This window comes from Allobosea sp. AAP35, from assembly GCF_001295925.1.
Taxonomy (GTDB): domain Bacteria; phylum Pseudomonadota; class Alphaproteobacteria; order Rhizobiales; family Beijerinckiaceae; genus Allobosea.
In genome coordinates, this window is the sequence record NZ_LJHQ01000017.1 from 21,754 (window position 1) to 48,746 (window position 26,993).

Sequence of the window (26,993 nt, forward strand, 5' to 3'; positions counted from 1 at the left end):
ACTCCTCAGAGTTCTTTTTTGGCAAAGGCGAGCGCGGCCAGCGCGAGCGGAACCAGGGTCCAGGCGGCCAGCGCGGCAAGCAGGGCGGACGGGCTCAGATTGGCTGTCTGCGAGACGCCGCCCATCCCCGACAGCGCGCTGACGTTGCCGCCGGTCAGGTTCAGGAGGCGGTAGGCGTCGGTCGGGTTGAGCAGGAGAAGGGCGTCCAGCAGCCCTCCTGAAACGGTCTGGCCCTGATCGACGACCAGCAAGGCCAGAAGGGCCATGTCGTAGATCAAGACGAGCACGAGCCAGACGGCGATGGCGATGCCGGCGGCGGTGCCGCGCTCGCGGACCGAGGCGCTGATCAGGTAGCCAAGGGCGATGAAGCCGGCACCGAGCAGCACCGACGAGCCCACCATCTTCGCAAAGGCGGTGAGGCTCTCCGCGTCGATCGCCGACCCGGTCGCGGCCAGCGCGACGGCGGCAGCCCCGTACCCCAGCAGGGTCGCGAAGGCGAGGATCGAGACGTGCCCGACGAACTTGCCCAGCAGCACCTGCCACCGCGCGATGGGGTAGCTCAGGAGCAGGACCATCGTGCCGCGCTCGGCTTCGCCGACGATGGCGTCATGCGAGATCAGCAGCGCGATCAGCGGCAGAAGGAAGACGGTGAGACTGGAGAGGCTGACGATGACGACGTCCAGGGCGCGGGCGCCGACATTGCCTGTCGGTGCGCTCCCGAGGAAGGTCAACGTCAAGGCGAGCGCGGCCAGCAGGAGCGTCGTGGTCAGGACCCAGCGATTGCGCAGCCCCTCCTGGATCTCCTTGCGCGCGATGATCAGGATGTTTTGCATCACGCCGCATCCTGCGATCGGAGGAAATGGGCGTAGAGGTCGTCGAGCGTCGGCGGCACGACGTCGATATCGGCGATCGGCGCCCCCTCTTCGGACGCGCGGCGCAGCAATTCGATCTTCTGATCGGGCGCGGCATCGATCTCGATCATGTGGCCGTTGACGCGCCGCCACGTCGCAAGCGGGCCAAACCAGGTCCGCGCGCGCTCCGCGTCGCCAGGAGCGCTTGTGATGCGAATGCGCGTGGGCAGGAGCGCGATGCGACGCAATTCCGTCAACGTCCCATCCGCGACCTTGACGCCCCGGTTCATGATGATGACGCGCCCGGCGCGATCCTCAAGTTCGGTCAGCGCATGCGACGAGAGCAGGACCGTGGCGCCGCGGTCGCTCAGTTCCTGCACGATCTCGTAGAAGCTCTGGCGCAAGGCGGGGTCGAGTCCAGTGGTCGGCTCGTCGAGGAGGAGGACAAGGGGTTCACCCAGCAGGGCCTGGGCAAGCCCGAGACGCTGGCGCATGCCCTTGGAATAGGTTCCGATCCGCCGATCCGCCGCATCGGCGAGGCCGACGCGCTCGAGCAGGGGTTCGATCGTGCTGAGGTCCTCCCGTTTCAAACGGGCATAGAATGACATGATCTCGCGCCCGCTCAGCGCTGCATTGAACGAGACGTTTTCGGGCAGGTAGCCAACGCTCCGGCGGGCTGCGAAATCGCCTGCAGCAGGATCGTCGCCGAGCATCTCGATGGTTCCCAGACTGGCCTGGATCAGCCCCAGCATGAGCTTCATCAAGGTCGTCTTGCCGGCGCCATTATGGCCGACCAGCGCCACGACTTCGCCTGCATGGAGCCTGAAGGAGACCTCGCGCACGGCCTCGATCCTGCCGAAGCGTTTGGTGACGGACTGCAGATCAATGGTTTTGGTCATGGCTGCGCGGCCCAGCCGGATTGCGGGCGCGAAGGCGCGCTCATCAGGGGGCTCTTGTCGATCACACCGCCTGGGAGGAGCGCGGGAAACTGGGCCTGCGCCCAGCGGATGACCTGCACAGCGGGACTGTTCACGAGCACCTTGGCCTGGGGAACCGTCCAGAGGACGGTGTCCATCAGGTCGTTGGGCCGGTAGGCGTTGTCGCCGATGCCATCCCCGTCGAGATCGAAGGCGGGATTGTCGCTCCAGTAATTGCCGCGCCCGCCCTTCGACCAGTCGAGATACCGGGTCCCGACATATTTGACCTGGTTCTGGTTGCGTACGAAGGCGTTGCCGACGATCTCGTTACCCTCGGATCCGGCCGTGAAGTGGATGCCGATTTCGCAGCCCTCGAACCAGTTGTCGCGGAACTTGTTCTGGTTGGCGTTGTAGATGAACACGCATTTGCCTGGCGCGCTTCGCGCCCCTGCATTCAGGCTCGGCGGCTTTTCGTCAGGCGCAGGAAGCCCATGCGCGCGTTCCTCGCCTGCCAGCATGCCCGATGTGGTCCAGCGCTCGGCAGGCTGGAGACGGCCCAACACGCTGTTGCCGGTGATCTGCGAGCCATTGGCATAGTTGAACAGGAAGCCGTGGTCGCGGTCCCCGTCGGAGACGTTGCCCCGGACGACGAGCCGGTGCGAGTACATGATCGCGAAGCCGACGGTGTTGCCGATCGAGACGTTGTCGCTGATCTCGCTGTCGTTGGTGTACATGTAGTGGACCGCGAAGCGGACATCGCGGAAGCGGTTTCCGATAAACTGGTTCTGCTTGCTGGCGATGGTGAAGATGCCGTCCCGGCCGTAGCGGATATCGTTGTCGAGGACCTTGGCTCCGGGCGCGTTCCAGACCGACACGCCGTTGCCGGCCTCGTTCGTGCGGCCTTCCTGGATGCCGATGATCACATTGGCGCGCGCGACCGCGTTCACGGCACCGTGCAGATAGATACCGTAAAGGTTGCCTTCGATCCGGTTGTTCTCGACGACCGCCCCCGTTGCGGTGCGCTCCACGAAAACGCCGGCGTTCATCTGGTCTAGGTCTAGCCCCGATCCCCGGATGGTCAGCCCGCGCACCTTGGCTCCTGGAGCCGCGACTGTGACCACGTTTCCAGTCCCCGAACCGATGAGGATCGCGCCGGGCTCACCCTCGAGAACGAGTTTTCGCGATAGCCGCAGGGGCGCGCGGTGCTCCCCGGCCGAGAGCGCGATGACGTCGCCGTCCTTCGCGCCGTCTAGGATGGTCTGAAGATTGGCCTCGCCCGGGCGAACGAGAACGCGTTCGGCCCAGGCGGGGGTGATCAGGCAGGCGCCGGCCAGGGCCGACGCCAACATCAGAATGCGGTATGGACGCACAGGTCAGGCGTTCTTCGGCTCGACCAGCATCCGGCCCTTCATCTCCATGTGCATCGCATGGCAGAACCAGGTGCAATAGTACCAGTAGAGGCCGGCCTTCTCGGCCTTGAACGTCACCGACGCCGTCGCCTGAGGTGCGACCTCCATGCTGATGCCGTAGTTCACGATGGCGAAGCCATGCGTCAGGTCGTCGATCTCGTCGACATTGGTCACGTAGACCGTGACGTCGTCACCCTGCTTGATATCAAAGTGATCGAGGCCGAAGGCCGGCGCCGAGGAGGTCATGTAGACCCGCACCGTGGTGCCATCGCGGATCACTTTGGAGTCCGACATCAGATCGACACCGTCGGCCTTTGCCTGACGCACGGCATCGGCGAAGAAGACGTCGTCACGCTTCCAACTGTTGATGGGGTTGATCTTGGACCGGTGGACGATGGTCGCGTCGTGGGGTTCGGCGAAGCTCGGCCCATCGTGGACGATGACCATGCGGTCTCCCGAGATATCGACCAGCTGGTCGTTTTCGGGCTTCAGCGGGCCGACGTTGAGGAACCTGTCCTTGGAGAACTTATTGAGCGAGATCAGCCATTTGCCGTCGGCTTCCTTGGTCTGGCCCATCGATGTGTGATTGTGGCCAGGCTGGTAGTGGACGTCGAGCTTCTGGATGACGGGGTTCACCTTCTCGCCCTTGTAGGCGCGCTTGGCGACGTCGATGTTCCACTTCACCACCTGGCTGTCGAGGAACAGCGTGGTGTAGGCGTTGCCCCTGCCGTCATAGGCGGTGTGGAGCGGGCCCAGGCCGATCTCGGGCTCGGCCACGACGGTATCGCGCGGCTTGATCTTGTCGGCGAACAGATCGTCGAACTTGCGGACGTCGAACACCGTCGCGGTCGGCGACAGCTTGCCGGCGACGACGACGTGGATGCCATCGGGCGCGGTGTTGATGCCATGAGGGCTGTTGGCGACGGGGACGTAGCGCGTGAACGCCGACCCGGCCCGGCCATTGAGGACCGGCACGCCGCCGATCGTCTCGAACTGCCCCTTCTTGACCGCCTCTTCGATGCGCTTGAGGTCGAAGATGACGATCCAGTCCTGCTCCTTGGCCATCATCTCGGCCAGCGTCACACCTTCTTCGGAGTTGTAGCTGGTCGCGAAGGCGTATTTGCCCTGATAGTCGGCATCGACGTTGTCCAGGTTGCCATCGACCATGATCTGCCAGGCGACCTTCATGGTGTCGCCATCGATCGCCGAGAAGATCGAACGGTAGGTCTTCGGGTCGTTCATGGTCCGCCCGTCATTGGGAATCGGGACGCCGTCCTCGCCATTGGCGAAGACGTAGCCAGTCCTCGGATATTTCTGCACGCGCAGACCGTGGACCGTGTGCTGGTTGGGAAGCTGGACGATCTTGTCGCACTTCATCACGTCCAGCCGGATGCGGCAGACGCGCGTGTTCAGCTTGTCGTTGGCGAACAGGTAGCGCCCGTCATAGGTGCCGTCGGTGAAGGAGAGATGGGGGTGGTGCAGGTCGCCGTTGAGGTAGACGCCGCCCTTGTCCTTCAGGTACTCGACGTTCTCCGGCTGCAGTCCCTCGGTGAGGACTTTCCGGCTCTCGTTAGTCTGGCCCCAGCCCGTCGCGCTGCAGCGATTGAACACGGGAATGCGCATCAGCTCGCGCATCGAAGGACAGCCGACGACGCGGATTTCGCCGCACTGGCCGCTCGAGAAGAAGGCGTAATACTCGTCGAGCTCGCCCGGCTTGATCTCATATTTCGATGCGGTCGATCGCGCGGCGGGAGCCGAGGCCCTTGTCTGTGCTTCGGCCGGCGTGGCGGCGCCCATTTGCGTCAGCCCGATACCGCCGGCAAGCCCGGTCGCGCCCGCGGCGGCGACCGCTGCGGTCGTGCCGAGCATGTCGCGCCGGCTCAGGTCTGATTTCACGTTCTTGGTCATGATTTATTCCTCGTGCTCAGAGAGCAGCGGTCGGGGCAGCCTCAGCCGTCGCATCGCGAACGGGTTTGCCCTGGTGGGTAATGAGAGGCTTAGCAGGTCCGCCCGCGCCTTCTTTGTTCTGGAGCATAGACGGGGACGAAAGGGCCTCGCGCTTCTCGCGCTTCAACCGAACCTGGATCATGTGGGGGCAGCGATGATCGTCGTGGTACAGTTCCTGGCAGTGCATGCAGTAGATGCACTCGTTGACGTTGATGTGCCCCTCGGGATGGATCGACTGGACCGGGCATTCCTTGGCGCAGCGCTGGCACGGCGATCCGCATTCTTGCCAACGCTTCAGCCATTCGAACATGCGAATGCGCCCTGGGATCGCCAGCGCGGCACCCAGCGGGCAGAGGTAGCGGCAGAAGAAGCGTTCGATGAACAGCCCCGCCGTCAGCAGCGTGAGCACATAGATGACGAACGGCCAGTCCCGCGAGAATTTCAGGATGATCGAGGTTTTGAACGGCTCGACTTCGGCGAGGACCTCGGCCAGCGCCAGCGAATAGAGCGAGAGGCCGAACAGGCCGAGGAAGATGATGTATTTGATCGGCCAAAGCCGCTCATGGAGCCCCCACGGCACGGTGTATTGGGGCACCTTGAAATATTTGGCGACGTTGTTGAGGAGTTCCTGAAGGGCCCCGAACGGGCAAAGCCAGCCGCAGAATGGGCCGCGCCCCCAAAAAAGGAGGCCAGCGGCAATGGCCGCCCAAAGGATGAAGATCAAAGGCGCCGAGAGGAAAAACTCCCAGTTGAACTCGGTCAGCAGAGAATTCGTGAACGTCAGAACGTTGACGACCGAGAGCTGTGCGTTGGCGTACCACCCGAGCCAGACCAGCGTGAACGCGAGGTAGCCGCGTCGAACCCACGTATAAAGGACGGGCCGCCTCACCAGGGCCGTCTGAAAGAAGAAGATCACCGTCAGCACGATCAGGGCCACGATGGTGATCGCGATCGAGACCGTGTTGGCCTTCCAGATCTTGAGCCAAAGGGGCTCCTCGATCGCCGCCGCCGCTAGCGCCTGCGCGCCAGCGACCGGAGCGGGCGATGCAGCGGATGCTCCCGCCGGCGCCGTGGCCACCGTCCCGGCAGTCGATGGCGCCGGCTTGGGCGGCGCAGGCAAGGTCTTGAGGTACTGCTCGGGCAACGCGTATTCGAGGGCAAAGGCCATGACGGCCTTGTCGCGAACCCCGACCGTCCGCTGCGCCAGCAGCTGCAGCTGCCATGGCTGCGTCAGATCGAGCTTCAGCTCCTCAGGGACGATGAAGAGAGCGATCTCGGGCAAATCAGGCGCACCCTGTGCCTCAAAGGCACCAAGCCGCGTGTGATTGCGGTCGCGGAAGCGGGTGCTGGACCCATCTTGAAGCAGTTCGATCCTGTCGAAGATGCCGCCCCGGACATAGGCCGATCCCTTGAACGAATAGGCGCCTTCGCCCGCGACGACGATCGCCTGTTGGCCCGGCTTCAGGGCCGCCTTCAAGCGCTCGTAACCTGCCGGTCCGAGAAGGCTCCGCCCAATCGAGGGCACGCTGACCGGCGCAACATACAGGTCAGAGAACGTCTCGCCGGGCTCGGCTGATTCCGGGTTGTCGGCGGCGCCCTGGTTGCCAGCCTTAGCGAAGGCCTCGCTGACCTCCCCGATCGTGAGGTTGAGTCGCCGGACAGAGCCATCACCCAGCAGGGTCTGCCAATCGCGGATCTCCGTCTGATCCAGATCAACTGTCCTTGCGGCCGCAGCGGCTATGGCCGGATCCGGAGCCGTGGCCGAAGGGGTGTTTCCCAGTCGACCGCTTCTGATCAGCCGGACCGCCGAGCGGATCACGCTGTCGGCCATCACCAGCACGGTCACCGTGGCGCCGCTGACGATCTCGACCTGGGGCGGGGTGGCGGCGCCCGTCGAAACCGGCGCCATGTCCTTTCCGACAAGCGTGTTGATCGCATCGACGATGCGCTGTGCGGGGATGCCGATCAAAACGATCGGCTCCTTATGATCGACGAGCTTCAACCCCGATATGACGCCTTGAGGGTCGATGCCCACGAGAAGATGGATGGGCTTGCCCGAATATCCCGTCGCATTGGTCACGTCGGAGTTCAGGTAGACGTAGCCGAGCAGAGTTTCACCGCGGTAGGTCGGTATGATCTCGGGGCTGCCCTGCGCAGGACCGAACCGGTCGGCGCCGGCAAAGAACTCGCTCGGCTGGGCCTTGCTCAGAAATTCCTGCACGCGCCCCGCCGACATCGCCGGGACCGCCGTCAACAGGATCATTCCAACGAACGCGAGGAGACGAGCGAGGAAGCTCGCGCCGGCGCGAGGATGCGAAGGGGCTTCGAAACGTGCCTGAAGCAACCAATTTGTCCTGAAAGGAGCCGGCTCGCGTGGACATAATCCGGGCGGGTGCAGCCACGTTGGGGGCAACGGGCCGCCATCAGGCGGCCGGTCGGGTCCGGGCAGACATGCACCCTCCCCTCAGGCGGTTCGTTGCTCTGGAACAAGTCGCACGCCGATGGTTGGCCCTAGGATCGCGATTCGCCCGAGAGCGGTTGTCGAGAGCAATGCGATGTCACGCCTGAAAGCTGATCCAGACGCGATCGTTGGATCCCTCGCCGAGCTCTTTGCCCTCGCATCCGCGCTGGCGACGATGGCGGCCTCTCGTTATGCCGCTGTTGCGGCGCGGCTGGGAGAAGCCGAACGCGCCTCCGACGCGGACGTTTTCGAGAGCTTGTCAGCCGGTCAAACGTCCTATCGCGATGCCTTGTTGCAAAGGGCGCATCGGATCGGCTGCCGCCCGGACCAGACCATCATACTGCGGCCTCTTCCCGATATCTTCGACGACGAGGGTGCGATGACATCCGCACCCGCCTTGCTCACGCCCTATCGGACTTTCGCCATGGCCGTCCGCAATGACGAGCGCGCCTTTGCCTTCTGGAGCTATATCGCCGCTCACGCGAATGCGTCCGATGTGCAAAAAGAGGCGGAAGCGCTTGCCCATGAGGTTCTCTTGCAAGCGGCGATCTTGCGCGGCCAGCGCCGCAACGCCTTCCATGAGCAGCGCATCGCCCATCCTTTCAGCGGCGCCGAAAGCCAGCCCGTCGCTGAGTTGGCGGCGCTCGAACTTCGCCTGGCCGAACTGCTGGAGCGTCATGCGTCGCATGCTGATGTCGATGGACGGATCCAGCTCCTGGAGGAGGCCGTGCAGGGACGGCGACATGCCCGGTTGCTCGACAGCCTCCCGGCCTTTTCGAGCCCTCCGTCGCCTGTGGTTCGCGTGCCCGACGAGCCTGTTGCGCTCGCCGAACTCCTGGCGGAGCGCTACCTCGAAGCCGCCGACATGCTGCTTGACGAGCAAGCCATGGCAACCGCTCAGACCCTCGCCGGGGCTGCGATTTTGCGCCTCGCCCGTGTGAAGCTCCTTGCGCCCAACGCATCGGAATCCCGGCTGGGGCGACATCGCTCAAGCGTTGAGACGTTTCAGCGCGGCCCGGTTGCGGATCGCGATTGAGCGGCGGTGAGCCGGTATCGCGATGATCTCGTCGCGGACCAACAATGTCAGCGCGCGCGAAACGGTCGCGATCGTCATTCCGAGATGATCGGCGATGTCGATGCGCGACATGGGAAGGTCGATCTGATCGTCGTTGGGGAAACGCCCCGACAGGTCAAGCAGGAAGGTGGCGATCTTCTCGAGCGCGCTTTGTCTGCCGAGCAGCAGCATGTGATCCTGTGCCCGTCCCAGCGCGACGATCGACGCCCTCATGATCTGACGGGCGAGATGGTCGTCGACCATCGCCAGGGTGTCGAGGTTGCAATGGCGGTAGGTGCCAATCGTCGAATGGCCCAGCGATTCCGCGCAGAAGCGATGTTCAGGGTCCGACTCGAGGCCGAATATGTCGCCCGCGAGATGGAAAGCGGTGATCTGGCGGCGTCCGTCACTGAGGAGTCTGGTCGTCCGGGCTGCGCCGGTCACGATCCTGTAAATGCATCCGGCCCGGTCGCCCTCGGCAAAAACCTCTTCGTCTTTCGCGAAAACGCGGAGCGACAGCCTCGGCACGAGAAGCGCGCCACGTTCCACCGGAGGAAGGCGAAGGGGCGCGGTCTGAGAGGCATGATCGGCCGCGACGGCTTGTCTTGAGATGTGCATGGATCTTCCCCTGATCGGTAGAGCCTCAGTTTCCATCTCGCGCGATGTCTTCATGTCCGATGCGGTCTGCGTTGGCATGGTGCCCGGCCTTCTAAGGCCGGGGCCGGTCGGGCGGCGCACCGATGCCCCCGGGCGCCTGCGGACCATGAGGATGTTCGGGGCTATGGGAATGGGTCGACATGTCGGTGGTCGGATCGCCGACGATCCCGTCCGCGCCGTAGAACCCGGCGTGGAGCCCCCAATACCCGGTCACAAAGACGATGATCGCTGCCGATAAGCCGATCGGCACGCCTGCCAGGGCCCGCTTGAGAGCGGGCAGGAAATGGACCTCACGCTCATGATCGACCGCGATGAGCACGAGGACGGCCATGATGAGGGCGTGGCCGATCATGTCGATGCGCCCGAACGGGTAGACGGCGATGTTGAAGATAATCAGCAGCGAGATGGCCGACAGGCGACGCACGAGCGGCGTCCAGAGCAAGCCGAAGCCCAGCGTGAATTCCGCGACGCCGGCCATTGGGATGAAGGCGTCGCGCGCCATCCCGAGCGTCAGATAAGGCTTTTCCACAACGAGAGGATGGAACCAGGCGGGATATGCGAATTTTTCGAGCGATGACCACATCAACGCGATCGCGACCGCCCAGCGGAGGACTTCGAAGCGATGGCGGCGCCATTCCGGCCGGCTGGATGCTTCCATCACCAGATAGGCTGCGACACCAATCCCGAGCGCGAGATAATCGAGCAGATGGAAGACATCGTAGTCGCGCAAGGCCAGTACCCAGAGGCCGATGATACCGGCAGCCGATAGCGGCATCGTCTTGCGCGAGAAGATGCCGGCCGCGATCAACAGCTGGGCCCATGAGACCCATTCCGATGGCGTCTTGAGATCCGGCGTCAGATAGACCCCGCCGACTGCAAAGATCGCCACGAAGAAGGCGGCCGTGGTGACGCGCATGAAATCGTCGGCGCGCATCCAGAGCGGGTTTGTGAAGCGGTCCATGCCAGCAAGGATCGCCTCGCCGTTCGTGCTGCGTTCGACGACCCTTGTCGCCAGGAAGAAGCCGAGCACGAGGACTATCGCGCACCAGAACCAGAGATTGCTCAGAGTTGCGCCGACAGGTTGGGGTGCCGCTCCCACGATATATGGAGCAAACCATTTTACATGGGCATGGGCCGGCCCGAGCCAGAACAGGCCACCGACAAGCGCAAGGAAGCCTGGGGCGAAGCGCCGTGTCATGTCCGATGTCTCGGCACGGAAATGAGCAGGGGGAGGCAGAGACGTCACGAGCGGTACGATCTTCCAGTTCTGCGCCGAGCCCCCGCCTCCGCGATTTCAAGTTGTGGTGGTTTCAGAATGCCCGTTCAGCATTCTGGAGATGCCCGTCATCGACGTCACGGACACGCAAGGCCTGCAGTCCCCGGTCAGTGACGCGCCAGTGCTGACGCCGCGGCTCGACCAGGCCCTTGTCTCGCAACAACTGAAGTACCGAGTCGCCGAATATGAAATGGCGGGTCAGTTCCTCCAGGCTTTCAAGTGCGATCCATTCAGGATCGCTCATCACGAGCTTCGTGCTGTCTGGAAGGGATTGCGTTTCCATGGGCCCCTCGGTTGGCCTTTCGCCCGAAAGGCAACGCGATCGATCTTGGCCCCCGCGACAGGAGCCGATCACCGACGCATCGCCTACTGCCTGACGAACCGAGGATAGCCGACTCCGTGCCCGCTCAAGGAGGCTCGGAAACTACTCAGAGGTGAGGTTTCGGGGTGGTCAGCCGGGCGTGGATCAGGATTTCATCCGTGGCTGCGTGAACACGCGCCAATAGCTCGCGCCAAAGCCGACGAATGCTCCGACCCAGGCGAAGGCGGCGACATGAAGCAATGGCGTGCTCCACTGCGGCTCCAGCGCGGCGCAAATGCGCGCCAGGGTCGAGATGATGACCAGGCCGTAGAGCACTTGCGTCAACGCGGTCGCGATCAGGGCTCGCCCAGTATGCCCGAGGCTTGCGCGCGACATCACGGCAAGCGTCATGAGACCGATCGCTCCGCCGGTCCAGGCATGCACGCCTGCGCTCTGGGGAACGAGGTCCATGGCAGCCAGACCAAGCAGGCCGAACCCCAGCGGCACAAAGGCGTAGGCGATGTGCAGCACCAGCACCAGCCGGTCCCGCCAGGTGCGATCTCCGGCCCAGCGTGCGAGACGCGTCGCTTGCAGGACGCCGGCGACGAACAGCATGAACGCCGTCGGCAGCCCTTGCGGCGCGGCGATCCAAAAGATGATCGCCACAACCGCAACCCCGAGGGAGATGCTGTCGAAGCGCGCATAGGGAGCAGGCAGGCGGCCGGGGTTCTCTCGGACAAGCCAGTTGCGTGTGAAGCTCGGCACCATCCGGCCGCCCATCAGCATGATCAGGACGATTCCAGCGGCGATACCGAGCCGCACGCCGTAATCGGCTGTGCCCTCCCCATGGGCCTCCAGGTGGAAGATCACATTGCCGGCGAAAAGACTGCCGAGCAGGATCAGCACCGGGAGATTGTGCCATTTCCGACCTGCGATGATTTCGCGCGCCGCCACGCCGACGATCGCCAGCAGGAATGAGGCATCGATCACGGCCGCCGGCAACCAGCCGATCCAGGCCGACGACGATATGGCGAGGCGACCTGCAACCCAGATGCAGACGAGGATCGCCAGTGGCCAGCCCTGGATCGGCATCCGCCCGGTCCAGTTCGGGATCGCGGTCAGCAGAAAGCCCGTGATGACCGCCGAAAGGTAGCCGTAGAGCATCTCGTGGATATGCCAGTCGCGTGGGTGAAACGCGGTCGAGAGTTCAAGCTCTCCAAAATACATCGGCAGCCATGTCAGAATGGCCAATCCCGCATAGAGCGAGCCGATGAGGAAGAACGGCCGAAATCCATAGGAGAAGAGCGCAGGACCCTTATGGTCCCGCAAACGAGGTATCGGCGTCATCGGTGACCTTTGCGCTCATCTGCAATCGAGCAAGGCGCCGTTACCACAGACCGCCTCTCGACAACTCGCATCGCTTTGCCGGCACCAACCTAACCGCCTGCGGACGCCGATGGTTTGTTCCCGCGCAAGGATAGGGACGCCGCGTGGTGCCGCTCACCACTGACCGATCTCGCTGGCCGCATGTCCCGGAACCCTTCATTTTTGAGTATTTCCCGACCCTGAGAGCTCGGAGTCACAAACGATAACGTGGTCGCAGTCCGACCGGCTGGGTGAACCGAGGGGCTTCGCGTTCCGATGATCAGCTCTCGGCCCGACAATTTGCGCGCGCTTGCGTGCGCCATGGAAATCCGACGATGAACGACCTGAATTTGCTGACGCGGCGCGTCCTGTTGGCCGGAGCGGCCCTATCGAGCGTCGCGGCCACCGTGGCCACATCTGACAGCGCAATGGCGCAGGAAGCGGCGCCCAAAATCGGGCCGGCCCCCAATCTCGAGACGTTGGCCCGCCACAAGGTCGACCTCGTCGCCCCGCCCTTCGTGCATGCCCATGACCAGGTGGCCAAGGGCCCTCCCCGGGTCGTCGCGTTCAAACTGGTGATCGAAGAGAAGCGCCTCGTCATCGACGAGGCCGGCACGACCGTTCAGGCGATGACGTTCAACGGGTCGGTGCCGGGGCCCATGCTGGTGGTGCATCAGGACGATTTCGTCGAGCTGACGCTCGTCAACCCTGACACGAATACGATGGCGCACAACATCGATTTCCATGCCGCGACCGGCGCTCTGGGCGGGGCCTCACTGACCTTCATCAGCCCGGGAGAGCAGGTCGTCCTGCGCTTCAAGGCCACCCGTTCGGGCGTCTTCGTCTATCATTGCGCGCCCGGTGGGGCCATGACGCCCTGGCACGTGGTTTCCGGCATGAACGGCGCGATCATGGTGCTGCCGCGCGCGGGCCTCGACGACGGACACGGCAAGGCTCTGGCTTATGATCGCGTCTATTACGTCGGCGAGCAGGAGTTCGACATCCCCCGCGACGAGAAGGGCGCGTTCATCCACTACGACTCCCCAGGGGAAGGCTACTCGGACATGCTCAAGGTGATGCGCGGGCTGATCCCCACGCATGTGGTGTTCAACGGGGCTGTGGGCGCCCTGACGGGCCCCAATGCCATGAAGGCCTCCGTCGGAGAAACCGTTCTCATCATCCATTCGCAGGCGAACCGCGACACCCGCCCGCATCTGATCGGCGGACACGCCGATTATGCCTGGGAGACCGGCAAGTTCCGAAACCCGCCAGAGGTCGACCTGGAAACCTGGTTTATCCGGGGTGGCTCGGCGGGTGCCGCGCTCTACACATTTCTGCAGCCGGGGCACTACGACTACGTCAACCACAATCTGATCGAGGCGGTGGAACTCGGCGCCGCCGCTCATTTCGAGGTCGACGGCGTCTGGCGCGACGACCTGATGACGCTCGTCAGCCCGCCCGGCGCAATCTCGTAAACGAGCCGCATCATGCGCCAAGAGACGACTGATCCCACGATCCTTAATCAGCAGCGTCACAGCTCTTTATCGCGCTGGGATAGCGAGGGTGGCGCTGGTCCTGCAGGACCTCAATCCGGTTTCCCCATGAGCGACAGCAAATCCGATGTCCCGTCGCTGACGGACGCCGAGCTGATCCACCTCCGGATCCGCGTGATTGCGTTGGAGAATCTGGTCATCGCTCTGCTTGCGGACGGGCCGGAGCGACAATCGATACTCGCTCATGAAATGGCGGCCCATATCTCGCCGCGGCCTGGTTACACGCCGCACGCGCTGACGATCCAGGCTGCGTCCCTGATGATCGATCTCGCTAAACGCGCCCAATCATTTCGCGCAGCCTGAAACGATGCCGCCGTGACAAGGATATCGAAACGTGGCCCATGGTGGCACTGGATGCTGCTGAATTGATGAGCCCAGCGCCGATCGCCTTGGCGGCGTTCGTGGTCGGCGCCGATGACGCGCCAGCCGGCGTGTTTCCGGACGCCGTCGCGACGTTCTCGCATTCACGATCCTCAATGCGACATCAGACAGGGGATGGTCGTGCTCGTGAGGAAGTCCCTGGTGACGCCACCGAAGATGCGTTCCTGCATTCGGCCATGACCATAGGCGCCGGCAACGATCAGTCCGGCGTCGCCCGCCTCGGCGATGGCGAGCAACTGTCCTGACACCTGGCTTTGCGCCTCGAGGCGGGGATGAGCCCGACTGGCGACACCGTGGCGGCACAGATGCCGGCTGACATCGATCGCGCCTTGATGTTCGCGATCGCCGCCGACCGCCACGACGGTCACGCTTTGCGCTTGTTTCAACAATGGCATCGCATCCCAAATGGCGCCGCGCGCTTCACGCGAATCCTTCCATGCGACAATGATGCGATCCGAGGACAGACACAGTGACTTGGGAGGGATGACGAGAAGCGGGCGGCCGATTTCCATCATCAGCCCACCGAGCGAAATCGCCATTCGCCCTTGGCTTGCATCATTGGCGCCTTGCCGAGCGATGACGACGATATCGGCTGCCCTTGCCTGTTCCATCAGAAACGCACGGGGATTCCCGACGCCCGAACGCCATTCGATCCGTAAGCCGGTTCCCGCCGCTCGACGAAATGTCTGCTCGGCCCGCATGAGATTATCGGAGAGTTGCCTTTCGGCCTCGTCACCGACGGCCGCTTCCATGGCCAAACCCATCTCACCGCCGAACTCGGACACGGCATAGTCCTCGGCTGCGACGCCGATCAGCAGCGCCTGGAATCGTTTCGCCAAGGCGGCAGCGAACGATATGCAACATGCGCAATCGACGCCGAGATTGACCGGCGTCATGATCGCCGCATAGCCGGTGTCGCGAGCAGAACTGTCAAACACGCTCAGCTGCAAGCCTCCGGTCTCAACGTCTTCCGCCATCATTTTTCTATTTTAGAGAACAATATAAATATTAGCCGACTTATAAACTATTAATCTGACGCGCGTCCAGCGATGTAAAGATGATGCTTATCGTATTCGATTGACTGAGAAATGGATCGGAAATCACTTACATCCGAACTCATACCACCCGCCAATGACGGTCCGCCTTAGGCTCTTAACGAGAAAAGACAATTCAACGACATTGCCGGCGACAGAGTAGTTTCCGATCCTGCCCTTCGACCATCCCCGTCGGATAGCGTCGTGACGCGGGCTTGGGCTTCGACGTTGGCTGCGCGCATCCGCATCTGCGACATTGAAATGGAGCGGCCATGGACGGGGCAATCATCGAGCGGCCGAGGCCGGCCGACGTCGGTAGCGGCGGCAAAGCTGCGGCTCAGACAGTTTCACGCCAGAGCGAAACGCTGGGCAAACCAGCCGACGTTCCAACCCGGGCCAAGACCAAGATCGCCATCCGCAATCTTGATTTCTTCTACGGAGCGGATCAGGCGCTGAAAGGCGTGGCGCTGGATATCCCCGAGAAGCAGGTCTCGGGTCTCATTGGCCCGTCCGGTTGTGGAAAATCGACGCTGCTGCGAGTGCTGAACCGTCTGTACGACCTCTATCCAGGCCAGCGCGCGACCGGAGAGGTTCGTCTCGATGGCGAAGACATTCTCGACCCCAAGATCAATTTATGTTGGCTGCGGGGCCGGATCGGCATGGTGTTCCAGGTGCCCACGCCTTTGCCGATGTCGATCTACGACAACATCGCCTTCGGCATGCGGTTACACGGGAGGCTGCCGCGGGCGGAGATCGACGCGCGGGTGGAAGCAGCCCTTGCGCGCGCGGCGTTTTGGGACGAGGCCAAGGACAGGCTGCGCGCCCCGGCTGCGAGCCTGTCGGGCGGACAGCAGCAACGTCTTTGTATCGCGCGCGCGCTGGCGATGGCGCCCGACGTCCTCCTGCTCGACGAGCCAACGAGCGCGCTCGACCCGGTCAGCATGGAGAAGATCGAGGCTCTGATCATTGATCTGAAGCGCGATGTGACGATCATCCTGGTCACCCACAACCTGCAGCAAGCCGCGCGCTGCGCCGACCACGTCGCGTTCGTGTATCTCGGCGAGATCATCGAGACCGGATCAACGGAGCAGATATTCCACGCTCCCCGTCGGCCGAAGACCCAAGCTTATGTGTCGGGGCAATTCGGCTGATGCGGCCGGTTTGATACCGGTCAACGCATGACGAACGCTGGATATTAAGAATTCCAGCCATCCGGAACCTGAGACGATCGGAACCCCCATGAAATCCGAAATCCTCGCCGCCATCGGCGAGAGAGAGCTTCAGCCGGCGGCGCAACTCAATGCCGCGCTGGCAGCCAATGACCGGGTCAAATACATCTTCTCCCTGCTGCAACTGGCCAGCGCCCACGCCAGGGATCCGGACCAGCCTTTTTCGACGTTGAGGCGCGAGCGGACCGCCTGCGGCATCGACGATCCCGATCTCGATCTCGTCATCGGCCAAGCCCGCACGAAGGGGAAATCCTGTCATGTGGCGGGGGCCGCGAAGATCGTGGCCCGGATCGCCGACGAGATGCGCCTGATGGCGGCGCCCGTGCTCGCCGGCAAGCCGGACGGCTTGGCCACGCGGCTCGACGCACTGCTGAAAGCGCTGCCATCGGGCCGGGACGACCTGCTCGATCCCGAGGCGATTTCGGCCATGACCCAGGCCGGCCACAAGCACGCCGACAGCCTGCACAGCCTGGTGATGGATCTGCACAAGCAGCTCAACGCCATGCAGGAGACGCTGGCCGAAGAGACGATCGACGGGGCGGCCGCCTATAACCTCTCCGAGACGGACCGGCCGCTGGTGCAGGCCTTCATGGCGGGGCTCAACCGCACGGCCAAGCTGAAATTCGACCATCCCGGTCTCGCCACCACCGCGACCCGCTCCGGCGAGCGGCTGCTGATCCAGAACGATATCGGCACGACCGATGCCCATGTCATCGTGATCCATGTCGAGGGCCACACCGTCAGCGTGACCTATACCGACGTGCATCCCGAACGCCTGGCCTTCTTCCAGACGATGCTGAAACCTCATGCCGTGACCTGGGAGGGCGAGCGGACGGCGACCCTGGCCGCCGGCGCGCCATTCTATCTGGCGACCGGGCGCTTCGCGGCGAAGGACGCCAAGGGTTGCCGCGCCGATCTCGAATTCCTCGGCTCGCGCCTGGTCTTCCTGATCGACTGGAACCGGGCGCGCAAACAGCTGCGCGGGTTCTTGCGCGGGAGCGACCGGCTTGCCCTGCTGCAAGGCGCTGCGGACACCGAGATCGGCCATCGCGCCTTTCTCGAACTCGGCGGCGCCCGGCTGGTCAATCAGGCGATCGAGGAGACAGCCGGCTCTTCGATGCGTTTCGGCGACAGGCTCTACGACGTGCTGGGCGACGCCGAGACGCTGGACTTCATGACGTTCGTGCTTCGTACCTCAGCCGAGGGGATGTTGGCGGGCCAGTCGCAAGCGCTGATCCGGGATCGGGTCCGTGTGACGCTGGCGACGCATTTCAGCAATGAGGAACAGCGGCTGCTCGGGCTCGCCGGCGATCATGCCGGGCTGATCTTCGAACTCGCGACCCTGGTGCGGGAAGGCTTGCAGTCCGACCAGAATGGGGCTGGCAAACGGGCCCGGCGCGCCGGACATTTCGAGCATGACGCCGACCTGCTGGTGATCGAGATGCGCGAGGCCGTCCGCAGACGCCCCGATTATCTTGTGTTCAAGACCTTGCTCGAAGCGGCCGACGATGCCGCCGACGAACTCGAGGACGCTGCCTTCCTGCTCGATCTCGACGCACTCGAAGGCAAGCCGCTGCCGCTGCTGCAAGGCTTGGCCGATCTGCTGGTCGAGGCCTCACAGGAATGGATCAAGGCGCTCGGCCACGCCACACAGATCGGGCGGTCGGCAAGCCAGGCCGAGACCGAGGATTTCCTCACGGCGGTCGACCGCATCGCCGCGCTGGAGCATCAGGCCGACGATGCCCAGCGCGCACTCGCCGCGAGCGCCATCAAACACAGCAAGGATTTCCGCCAGTTGCATCTCTACAATGCCATCGGCGGACGGCTCGAGGCGACGGCGGATGCTCTGAAACACGCCAACCACATCCTGCGCGATCATGTGCTGACGGATTTGATCGATGGTTGATCATTATCTCATCGCACAGGGCGAAGCCCTGGCCCGTGGCGGCGCCAAGGACGTCGGCAACAAGGCCTGGAACCTGATGCGCATGGCCAAGGCGGGTCTGCCCGTGCCGGCCGCCTTCGTCTTGCCCACGGCCTGGTGCCATCGCGATCTCACGAAGCAGGACGCCAAGCTGCGCCAGGCGCTGGCGGAGGGCGTCGCTGCCCTCGAATCCGCGACCGGCCTGTCATTTGGTGCCGCGCGCAAGCCCTTGCTGGTGTCGGTTCGCTCGGGCGCGGCCGTCTCGATGCCGGGCATGATGGAGACGGTGCTCGACATCGGCCTCAATGCGCAGACGGTCGAGGGGCTCATCCGCCTGACCGGGAATCCGCGCCTGGCCTGGGACAGCTATCGCCGTCTGGTGCAAAGCTATGCCGAGGTCGTCGCGAATCTGCCGACCGAGCCCTTCGACGCGCTCGTCGCAGCCGCGCTCGCCCAGGCCGAAGCCGACAGCGAGCGGGAACTCGATCATCGCAGCCTGCGGACCCTGACGGCGGCGATGCTGGACTGCTATCGCGGTCTGGCGGGCAGCGCCTTCCCCGCCAACCCGGCAGAGCAACTGGCGCAGGCCACGAAAGCCGTCTTTCGCTCCTGGGATGCTCCCAAGGCCGTCAGCTACCGCCGGCTCAACAGTCTCGACGACAAGGCGGGGACGGCGGTGACCGTCCAGACCATGGTCTATGGCAATGCAGGTGGCGCTTCGGGGGCCGGCGTCGGCTTCACGCGAAACCCCGCCACGGGGACCCGCGAATTCTATTTCGATTTTCAGTTCAATGCGCAGGGCGAGGATGTGGTCGCCGGCCGCCAGAAGCTTCACGACAATGATCGCCTGCACCTCGCATTGCCGGCGGTCTGGACGCGATTGGAGCAAATCTGTCACGAGCTGGAAGCGCTGTTTTGCGACGCGCAGGATTTCGAGTTCACCGTTCAGTCGGGAGAGCTGTTCATTCTCCAGTCGAGGAATGCAAAGCGAACCGACTGGGCCGCGCTCGCGATCGCCGTCGATATGGTCGAGGACGGCATCATCGCGCCCGGCCAGGCGCTCGAGCATCTCGCAGGCATCGATCTCGCCGGCATCACGCGCAGCAACTTCGCCTTGCCGGTTCCGGCCACGCTGGCGATCGCCGAGGTCGCGGGAATGGGCGTCGCAAGCGGCGTGATCGCGCTCGATTCCGAGGCCGTGAAGCGCTTCTCCGCGGCGGGCGAGCCAGCCATCCTCGTCCGGCGCGACACGGTGACCTCCGACATCGAGGGCATGGCGCTGGCCGCCGGCATCCTCACCGCCTCGGGCGGGCGCACCTCCCATGCGGCGGTCGTCGCCCGCCAACTCGGCAAGGTCTGCCTCGTCGCCTGCCCCGACCTCGAGATCGATCTCGATCACCGCCGCTGCAGCATCGCCGGCACGCAATTGAGCGAGGGCGATGTGCTGTCGTTGGATGGCAATACGGGTGCGATCCATGCCGGCCGGCTGACGCCGCTGAACGAGCGTCCGGAGAAGGCTCTGGCCACCGTCGCGGCCTGGCGCAAGGATGCGGCCGCGCGGCTGGTCGAGGCTTGACCCAACGGCCGCCAACTTCAAGCGGCGGTCAGCCGCTCAATGGCCGTAGCCCTGGAGGATCTTGACGTAGTTGGCGCGTTCGAACGCCCTGGGCTCGTGAAGCCTGCTCTGGCTCATGATGCCCCGGGCCATGTCGATCGAGGCAAACTCCCGTGTGTCGAGCCAATGGGCGAGGCCTTCGAGCAGAACGCCGACATGGCCCGGCCCATGTCGCAGCAGAGCAGAGGTGGTCATCACCGCATCGGCGCCGGCCAGCAAATATTTCACGACCTCGTCCGAGGTCGTCACCCCGGTCGCGGCGGCAAGCGACAGCTTGACCCGGCCCGACAGCACGGCCAGCCAGAGCAGCGGCAGGCGGATCTCATGAGGTTCGCTCAGATGCAGATCGGTCAGCACCTTCAGCCCGACGATATCGAGATCGGGCTGGTAGAACCGGTTGAACAGCACGAGCGCGTCGGCGCCGTTGCGCTCCAGTTCCAGCGCGATATGGCCGACCGCGCTGAAATAGGGGCTGAGCTTGACCGCCACCGGGATCGCCACGGCGGCCCGCACGGCCCGCACGGCATCGAGATAGCGCTGCTCGACGGCCCGGCCATCGAGCGTGATGTCGGTCGGGATGAAATAGATGTTGAGTTCCAGCCCCTGCGCGCCGGCCTGCTCGATCGACCGCGCGTAATCGGTCCAGCCCTCGGCGGTGACGCCGTTGAGGCTCGCGATCACGGGAATCGCGGTCATCTCGCTGGCGCGCCTGACCAGATCGAGATAGCGGTGCGGTCCGCGCGCGGCGTCCGGAAGCGTGGGAAAATTCGTGCGCGCCTCGGGCCAACTCTCGTCATGGGCGCCGGTCAAATGGTCGTGGCGCGCCTCCTCGGCCTCGATCTCCTCCTGGAAGAGCGAGGGCAGTATGATCGCGGCAGCGCCCGCATCCTCGATCTGCCGAATGCCATCAAGCGTCCCCGTCAGCGGCGAGGAGGAGGCCACGATCGGGTTCTTGAGAGCCAAGCCCATATAGCGCGAAGACAGATCCATCATGCCGCTCCCGTCACGGGCGTTCCGACGCCCGGTTGAAACCGCCCGCCGTCCAGTGCGGCAAGCTCCTCATAGCGGCGATATTTGGCATCGACGCCGGCTTGGGCTTCGAGAAGCAGGGCCGCCGCATCGTCAGGCATCGTCCGCGCCAGGGACGAATAGCGGATCTCGTTATAGGCATAGTCCTTGAAGGGGATCGTCGGTCGCGGCGAGTCGAGCTGGAACGGGCTCAAGCCCACGCTCTGCATCGTCGGGTTGAAGCGCATCAGCGGCCAGTAGCCGCTGGCGACGGCGAGATCCTGCTGCTTCATGCCGAAGCGCATATCGATGCCGTGGGCGATGCACTGGCTATAGGCGATGATGAGCGAAGGACCGTCAAAAGCTTCCGCTTCGCGGAAGGCGTCGAGGGTCTGTTGGGCGTTGGCCCCCATCGCGACCTGCGCGACATAGACATTGCCATAGGCGATCGCCAGCAGCGCGAGATCCTTGCGCGGCACCCGCTTGCCGGCGGCGGCGAATTTCGCCACGGCGCCCAATGGCGTCGCTTTCGAGGCCTGCCCGCCGGTGTTGGAGTAGAGCTCGGTGTTGAGTACCAGGATATTGACGTTGCGACCGCTGGCCATGACATGGTCGAGACCGCCATAGCCGATATCGTAAGCCCAGCCGTCGCCACCGACGATCCAGATGCTGCGCCGGACGAGATGGTCGATCACGGACAACAGTTCCCGCGCCTCCTCCGTGTCGAGCGCGACGAGCCTGTCCTTCACATCGGCGACGCGCCGCCTTTGCGTGCGCAGTTCGTGCTCTGCGATCTGGGGCGCGTCGAGCATGGCCTGGACCAGATTGTCGCCGAGCGTCGGGGCGAGCGTCGTCAGCAGGGCGCGGGCCATGGCCAGATGCTTGTCGGCCGCGAGGCGGAAGCCCAGGCCGAATTCGGCATTGTCCTCGAACAGCGAGTTCGACCAGGCCGGGCCACGACCCTCATCGTTCTTCGTCCAGGGGGTCACCGGCAGGCTGCCGCCATAGATCGACGAACAGCCCGTTGCGTTGGCGATCTGGGCGCGGTCGCCGAACAGTTGCGACAGAAGCTTGAGATAGGGCGTCTCGCCGCAACCGGCGCAGGCGCCCGAGAATTCAAACAGCGGCTCGAGATACTGGACGCCGCGGACATTGGCGAAGTCGATGCGCGAGCGGTCATTGACCGGCAGCGTCTCGAAGAAGGCCATGCTCGTCCGCTCGGCCTCCAGCAGCGGGGCTTTTTCGGCGAGGTTGATCGCTTTCTTGCCCGGCTCGCGCGGGCTGGTGGCAGGGCAGGCCTCGATGCAGAGCCCACAGCCGGTGCAATCCTCGACATAAAACTGCAGCGTGAAGCGCGCCTCCGGATAGCCGCGCGCATTCACCGGCGCCGATTTGAAGCTTGCCGGAGCGTCGACCAGCACGGCCTCGTCATAGGTACGCGAGCGGATGACGCTATGGGGGCAGACGAAGCTGCACTGGCCGCACTGGATGCAGAGATCGGTCTCCCAGACCGGCACGAACTCGGCGATGTTGCGCTTCTCATATGCGCTGGTGCCGGAGGGAAACGTGCCATCCGCCGGCATCAGGCTGACGGGAATCTCCTCGCCGCGGCCGACCAGCATAAGGGCAGTGACCTCGCGAACGAAAGCAGGTGCGTTCGATGGGACGATGGCGGGCCGATCATGCGCACTCGTCGCAGCGTTCGGCACCGCGATCTCGAACAACACGGCCAGCGTGTCGTCCACCGCCGCGAAGTTCTTGGCGACGACCGCCTCGCCCTTGTGGCCATAGGTTTTTTTGATCGACGCCTTGATCTGCGCGATGGCCTCGTCGCGGGGCAGGACGCCCGAGATGGCGAAAAAGCAGGTCTGCAACACGGTGTTGGTGCGGACGCCGAGCCCGACATCGCGCGCCACTTTCGAGGCGTCGATGACGAACAGTCGCAATTTTTTGTCGATGATCTCCTGCTGGACTGAGCGGGGCAGCTCGTCCCAGGTTTCGTCCTTGCCATAAGGGCTGTTGAGCAGGAACACGGCGCCGGGCGCGGCGACGCGCAGGACATCCTGGCGTTCGAGAAAGCCGAACTGGTGGCAGGCAACGAAGCTCGCCTGCGAGATCAGATAAGGCGCGCGGATCGGCTGGGGCCCGAAGCGCAGATGAGACACGGTCTGCGCGCCGGATTTGTGCGAATCATAGACGAAATAGCCCTGCGCATAGCGGCCGGCATCTTCGGCGATGATCTTGACGCTGTTCTTGTTGGCGCCGACCGTGCCGTCGGCTCCAAGCCCGTAGAAGACCGCGCTCGTCCGGTCCCCGGGCTCGATCGAGAACAGCGGATCGACCGCAAGGCTGCTGTGGGAGACATCGTCATTGATGCCCAGCGTGAAGCCGTTGCGACCCGAGAAGCGTCCGTTCGCATCGACGAGACCGAGTTCGTCCAGGGCCGCCTTGGCCATGGCCGGCGTGAAATCCTTCGAGGACAGGCCATAGCGGCCACCGATGACGCGCGGCATCGCCGCGCGCGTTCCGGCCGAAAACCCCTGCGCCAGCGTCGCGATCACATCGAGATAGAGCGGCTCGCCGGCCCCGCCGGCTTCCTTGGCCTGTTCAAGCACGGCGATGCTCTGGACGCAGGCCGGGATCGCCGCCAGGAAATGGGCAGCCGAGAACGGCCGGTACAGCCGCACCTGGAGCACGCCGACCTTCTCGCCTTTGGCCACAAGGGCCTTGACGGTCTCGCGCGCCGTCTCGGCACCCGAGCCCATCAGGATCAGAATGCGGGTGGCGTCAGGAGCGCCTTCATATTCGAACAGCTCATAGGCGCGTCCCGTCAGCGCGGCGAAGCGGGCCAACGCCTCGTCCAGGATGCCGGGAACGGCGGCATAAAAGGGGCTCACCGCCTCACGCGACTGGAAGAAGGTGTCGGGGTTCTGCGCGGTCCCGCGAATGAAGGGGTTTTCGGGGTTGAGGCCCCTGCCGCGATGGGCCCGCACGAGATCGTTCGAGATCATTGCGCGCATGGTGTCGTCGTCGATCAAGTCGAGCGTGTTGAGCTCATGGGAGGTGCGAAACCCGTCGAAGAAATGGATGAAGGGCACGCGCGAAGCCAGCGTCGCGGCCTCGCAGACGAGCGCCATGTCATGCGCTTCCTGCACATTGGCCGAGGAGAGCAGCGCAAAGCCGGTGGTGCGGCAGGCCATCACGTCGGAATGATCGCCGAAGATCGACAAAGCCGACGTCGCCAGCGAACGGGCCGCGACATGGAAGACGGTCGCGTTGAGTTCGCCGGCAATCTTGAACAGGTTGGGCAGCATCAGCATCAGGCCCTGCGACGAGGTGAAGGTCGTCGTCATCGCGCCCGATTGCAGCGCGCCATGAACCGCGCCGGCCGCGCCGCCCTCGCTCTGCATCTCCTGCACGACCGGGACATTGCCCCAGATATTGGGCAGCTGGTCGGCGGACCATTGGTCCGCGAGCTCCGCCATCGTCGAGGACGGCGTGATCGGATAGATCGCGCAGACCTCGTTGACCCGGTAGGCGACATGGGCGACCGCCGCATTGCCGTCCATCGTCATGCGCAGGGCGGCCCGGGCGAGCGGGTCTGCCACCGGCACTGCAGCAGCAGACGACATGATCTTGATATCCGCGTTCATGCCTGCACCATCATCTGTTCGGGGACCATTTCCATGGCGTGGCAGGGGCATTGCTCGACGCAGACCGAGCAGCCCGTGCAGGTCTCGAGATTGATCTCGTAGCCTTTGGTCGGACCAAGCTTGATGATCGCGTCCTCCGGGCAGGCGGCGAAGCAATTGTCGCATTCGAAGCAGTTGCCGCAGGACAGGCAGCGTTTGGCTTCATGAAGCGCCTCGGCTTCGCTGAGGCCGGCGAGGACCTCGTCGAAGCCGGTCTTGCGCGCGCTCGGGGAAAGCTCGGACTGACGCGAAGGAGCGGCATCGGCATAGATCGGCAGGTTGAGGCCGGCATAGGTGATACCCGGATGCTTCTCGACCTGGGCGGGCTTCACATCGCGCAACCAGGCATCGATGTGACGCGCCGCCTTTTTCCCGTGGCCGGTCGCGATCGTGACCGAGCGCTGGCTCGGCACCATGTCGCCGCCGGCGAAGATGCCCGGCCGCCCCGTCATCATGCTGGCATCGACGACCACGATGCCGCCGGGGAGATAGGTGATCTCGGGGATGTTTCCGAGAAAGCCGCTCTCGGCTTCCTGGCCCAGCGCGAGCACCACCGAATCCGCCTTCAGCGTCTCGAACTCGCCCGTAGGCTGGGGATGGCCGGCCTCGTCCATCCGCATCCGCTCAACGACCATCGTATCCGCGCCGATATCCTTGATCGCGCTCAGCCATTTGAACGTCACGCCTTCATCGACCGCCTCCTGGGCCTCGAAGGCGCGCGCTTCCATACGCGACTTGTCCATGATGAAGACGACGAGCGCTTCCTCGGCGCCGAGCCGCTTGGCTGTCCGCGCAGCATCCATCGCAGAGTTTCCGGCGCCATAGACGACGACGCGGCGGCCGAGCTGCGGGGCCGTCCCGGCCTCGACCTGATGCAGCAATCCGACAGCGCTGTAGACGCGCGCCGCGTCACGGGCAGGGATCTCGACGTGGTGGGCTTTCTGGGCGCCGATGGCGATGAACGCGGCGTCGAAGCCACCTGAAGCCTGTTCGGCGAGCAGATCCTCGACCTTGTGGTTGAGCACGATCTTGACGCCGAATGCCTCGATCCGGGCGATCTCGCGCATCAGATCCGCGCGCGGCAGGCGGTAGGCCGGGATGCCGAAATGCAGCATCCCGCCCGGCAGCGGTCCAGCCTCGCGGATCTCGACCTGATGGCCCAGCCGGGTCAGGTGATAGGCCGCCGACAGCCCGCTCGGGCCCGCGCCCACGACCAGAATCCGCTTGCCCGATGATGCAGCCGCTTTGGGGATGCTCCAGCCCTGCAAAGAGGCCTGGTCGCCCAGAAAGCGCTCGACGGCGTGGATGCTGACCTCGCTGTCGAGATCCTTGCGGTTGCAGCTCGTCTCGCAGGGGTGATAGCAGACGCGCCCGTGAATGGCTGGCATCGGATTGTCGGCGATCAACGCCTCCCAGGCGGCCTTGAACTTGCCCGCCTGCGCCAGGCCGAGCCATCCTTGAATGTCCTCGCCCGCCGGACAGGCCGCGTTGCAGGGCGGCAGAAGATCGACATAGATCGGGCGCTGGCTGCGGACAGGGCCTGTGCCATGGGGCAGGGTCAGATCAACTCGCGGCGTCATATCGCGTGCAAAGACGGTCATCGGACGGCTCCCAAAGCGGGGTGCAGCGGGGGCGGCGGCGCCAGCTTCAGCGTCGTCCCGGCGGCCGAACCGGTCTCGCGGATGAAGACCGACAAAATAATCGCCAGCACGATCCCGGCGACACCGATCACGCCGGCTTTCTGAAAGATCTCGATGCCGAGCACGCCACCGGCCGATAACTCAAGCAGGACCCAGCCATAGACCGGCGCCATCAGGGCGCTCAGTGTGAAGACGAGGAAGTTGATGGCTCCGGTCGCGCTGCCCTTCACCTCATCGGCATTGACTTCCTTGATGATCGTGTAGGGGATCATCGCCGCGCCCGAACCGACGCCGAGCAGGAAGCCGGCCAGATAGGGCGGAACAACGCTGTGGGGCGCATAGAGGATGACCAGCGAGGTCAGCAGCATGACCACGGCGCCGCCGATGAGGACCGGTTTGCGGCGGCCGAAATGATCGGCGACATAGCCGAGCAGCGGGCTGCCGACGACCCAGCCGAGAGGCACCATGGCGGCCCGGTTGACGGCTTCGGCATGGTCGATCTGCCACCCGGCGCGCAGGAACGAAACGCCCCAGATCATGTCGCCGATCGTCGTCGGCAGGAACAACAGCCCCGCCGCGAAACCGCAGAGATAGGACTGCGGATTGGTCAGGACGGATTTGTACGGCGCAAACATCGACCAGATCGATCTCTGCGCCGGGGTCTGAACCGGATGCCCTC

At 64.3% G+C, this 26,993-nt stretch carries 20 protein-coding genes; 5 read left to right on the plus strand and 15 right to left on the minus strand.

Annotated features, from left to right (window positions below):
- Positions 1–5: 5 nt before the first annotated feature.
- The 10 genes from IP69_RS06465 to IP69_RS06510 all read right to left on the minus strand — a co-directional run bounded on the left by IP69_RS06465 (position 6) and on the right by IP69_RS06510 (position 12,220).
- The gene (locus IP69_RS06465; protein WP_054141998.1) at positions 6–833 is read right to left on the minus strand and encodes an ABC transporter permease subunit; all 828 of its coding nucleotides are present in this window, start codon (positions 831–833) and stop codon (positions 6–8) included.
- The gene (locus IP69_RS06470) at positions 833–1,750 is read right to left on the minus strand and encodes an ABC transporter ATP-binding protein (protein WP_054141999.1); all 918 of its coding nucleotides are present in this window, start codon (positions 1,748–1,750) and stop codon (positions 833–835) included. Before IP69_RS06470 ends, IP69_RS06465 begins: the two co-directional genes overlap by 1 nt.
- Positions 1,747–3,117, minus strand: a complete 1,371-nt coding sequence (locus IP69_RS06475; RefSeq protein ID WP_054142000.1) for a nitrous oxide reductase family maturation protein NosD — start codon at positions 3,115–3,117, stop codon at positions 1,747–1,749. The genes IP69_RS06470 and IP69_RS06475 overlap by 4 nt, the downstream gene beginning before the upstream one ends.
- A gap of 24 nt (positions 3,118–3,141) precedes the next feature.
- Positions 3,142–5,085: a TAT-dependent nitrous-oxide reductase gene (nosZ, locus tag IP69_RS06480; RefSeq protein ID WP_054142001.1), complete on the minus strand. Its 1,944-nt coding sequence runs from the start codon at positions 5,083–5,085 to the stop codon at positions 3,142–3,144.
- Between the two features lie 16 nt (positions 5,086–5,101).
- A complete protein-coding gene (locus tag IP69_RS06485) occupies positions 5,102–7,387 on the minus strand; it encodes a NosR/NirI family protein (protein WP_054142002.1) in 2,286 nt (761 codons plus the stop codon).
- 457 nt (positions 7,388–7,844) lie between these two features.
- Positions 7,845–8,468: a hypothetical protein gene (locus tag IP69_RS21755; protein WP_156323323.1), complete on the minus strand. Its 624-nt coding sequence runs from the start codon at positions 8,466–8,468 to the stop codon at positions 7,845–7,847.
- A 105-nt stretch (positions 8,469–8,573) separates the two neighbouring features.
- Complete coding sequence (locus IP69_RS06495) at positions 8,574–9,335, minus strand: helix-turn-helix domain-containing protein (protein WP_248306739.1); 762 nt, start codon at positions 9,333–9,335, stop codon at positions 8,574–8,576.
- 13 nt (positions 9,336–9,348) lie between these two features.
- Positions 9,349–10,494 carry a hypothetical protein gene (locus IP69_RS06500; RefSeq protein WP_248306740.1) on the minus strand — a complete coding sequence of 382 codons (1,146 nt, stop codon included), beginning with the start codon at positions 10,492–10,494 and terminating at the stop codon, positions 9,349–9,351.
- A 112-nt stretch (positions 10,495–10,606) separates the two neighbouring features.
- Positions 10,607–10,855 (minus strand): hypothetical protein, encoded by a 249-nt coding sequence (locus IP69_RS06505; protein WP_054142005.1) that lies wholly within the window; start codon positions 10,853–10,855, stop codon positions 10,607–10,609.
- A gap of 183 nt (positions 10,856–11,038) precedes the next feature.
- The gene (locus tag IP69_RS06510) at positions 11,039–12,220 is read right to left on the minus strand and encodes an NnrS family protein (RefSeq protein WP_054142006.1); all 1,182 of its coding nucleotides are present in this window, start codon (positions 12,218–12,220) and stop codon (positions 11,039–11,041) included.
- A 353-nt stretch (positions 12,221–12,573) separates the two neighbouring features.
- Between IP69_RS06510 and nirK the strand changes: the two genes are divergently transcribed.
- Both nirK and IP69_RS06520 read left to right on the plus strand, forming a co-directional pair.
- Positions 12,574–13,713 carry a copper-containing nitrite reductase gene (gene nirK / locus IP69_RS06515; protein ID WP_054142007.1) on the plus strand — a complete coding sequence of 380 codons (1,140 nt, stop codon included), beginning with the start codon at positions 12,574–12,576 and terminating at the stop codon, positions 13,711–13,713.
- A 12-nt stretch (positions 13,714–13,725) separates the two neighbouring features.
- Positions 13,726–14,094: a hypothetical protein gene (locus IP69_RS06520; RefSeq protein WP_082359036.1), complete on the plus strand. Its 369-nt coding sequence runs from the start codon at positions 13,726–13,728 to the stop codon at positions 14,092–14,094.
- Between the two features lie 170 nt (positions 14,095–14,264).
- Here the strand turns inward: IP69_RS06520 and IP69_RS06525 are convergent, their stop codons facing one another.
- A complete protein-coding gene (locus tag IP69_RS06525) occupies positions 14,265–15,152 on the minus strand; it encodes a universal stress protein (RefSeq protein ID WP_054142009.1) in 888 nt (295 codons plus the stop codon).
- Positions 15,153–15,478: 326 nt separating this feature from the next.
- Here IP69_RS06525 and pstB point away from each other — a divergent pair, with 326 nt between their 5' ends.
- The 3 genes from pstB (at position 15,479) to IP69_RS06540 (ending at position 19,935) form a co-directional block, all read left to right on the plus strand.
- A complete protein-coding gene (pstB, locus tag IP69_RS06530; RefSeq protein WP_082359038.1) occupies positions 15,479–16,357 on the plus strand; it encodes a phosphate ABC transporter ATP-binding protein PstB in 879 nt (292 codons plus the stop codon).
- An 88-nt stretch (positions 16,358–16,445) separates the two neighbouring features.
- Positions 16,446–18,341 (plus strand): DUF47 family protein, encoded by a 1,896-nt coding sequence (locus IP69_RS06535; protein WP_054142010.1) that lies wholly within the window; start codon positions 16,446–16,448, stop codon positions 18,339–18,341.
- The gene (locus IP69_RS06540) at positions 18,334–19,935 is read left to right on the plus strand and encodes a PEP/pyruvate-binding domain-containing protein (protein WP_054142011.1); all 1,602 of its coding nucleotides are present in this window, start codon (positions 18,334–18,336) and stop codon (positions 19,933–19,935) included. The genes IP69_RS06535 and IP69_RS06540 overlap by 8 nt, the downstream gene beginning before the upstream one ends.
- A gap of 36 nt (positions 19,936–19,971) precedes the next feature.
- Here IP69_RS06540 and IP69_RS06545 read toward each other — a convergent pair whose 3' ends face one another.
- From IP69_RS06545 to IP69_RS22305, 4 genes are read right to left on the minus strand one after another with little or no spacing between them, the layout of a single operon-like run.
- Positions 19,972–20,964, minus strand: a complete 993-nt coding sequence (locus IP69_RS06545) for a dihydroorotate dehydrogenase-like protein (protein WP_054142012.1) — start codon at positions 20,962–20,964, stop codon at positions 19,972–19,974.
- Positions 20,964–24,635 (minus strand): pyruvate:ferredoxin (flavodoxin) oxidoreductase, encoded by a 3,672-nt coding sequence (gene nifJ, locus IP69_RS06550; RefSeq protein WP_248306741.1) that lies wholly within the window; start codon positions 24,633–24,635, stop codon positions 20,964–20,966. The genes IP69_RS06545 and nifJ overlap by 1 nt, the downstream gene beginning before the upstream one ends.
- Positions 24,632–26,275, minus strand: a complete 1,644-nt coding sequence (locus tag IP69_RS06555; protein ID WP_054142013.1) for an NAD(P)-binding protein — start codon at positions 26,273–26,275, stop codon at positions 24,632–24,634. The genes nifJ and IP69_RS06555 overlap by 4 nt, the downstream gene beginning before the upstream one ends.
- On the minus strand, positions 26,272–26,949 hold the full coding sequence (locus IP69_RS22305) for an MFS transporter (protein WP_248306742.1): 678 nt from the start codon (positions 26,947–26,949) through the stop codon (positions 26,272–26,274). The genes IP69_RS06555 and IP69_RS22305 overlap by 4 nt, the downstream gene beginning before the upstream one ends.
- Between the last annotated feature and the right edge of the window lie 44 nt (positions 26,950–26,993).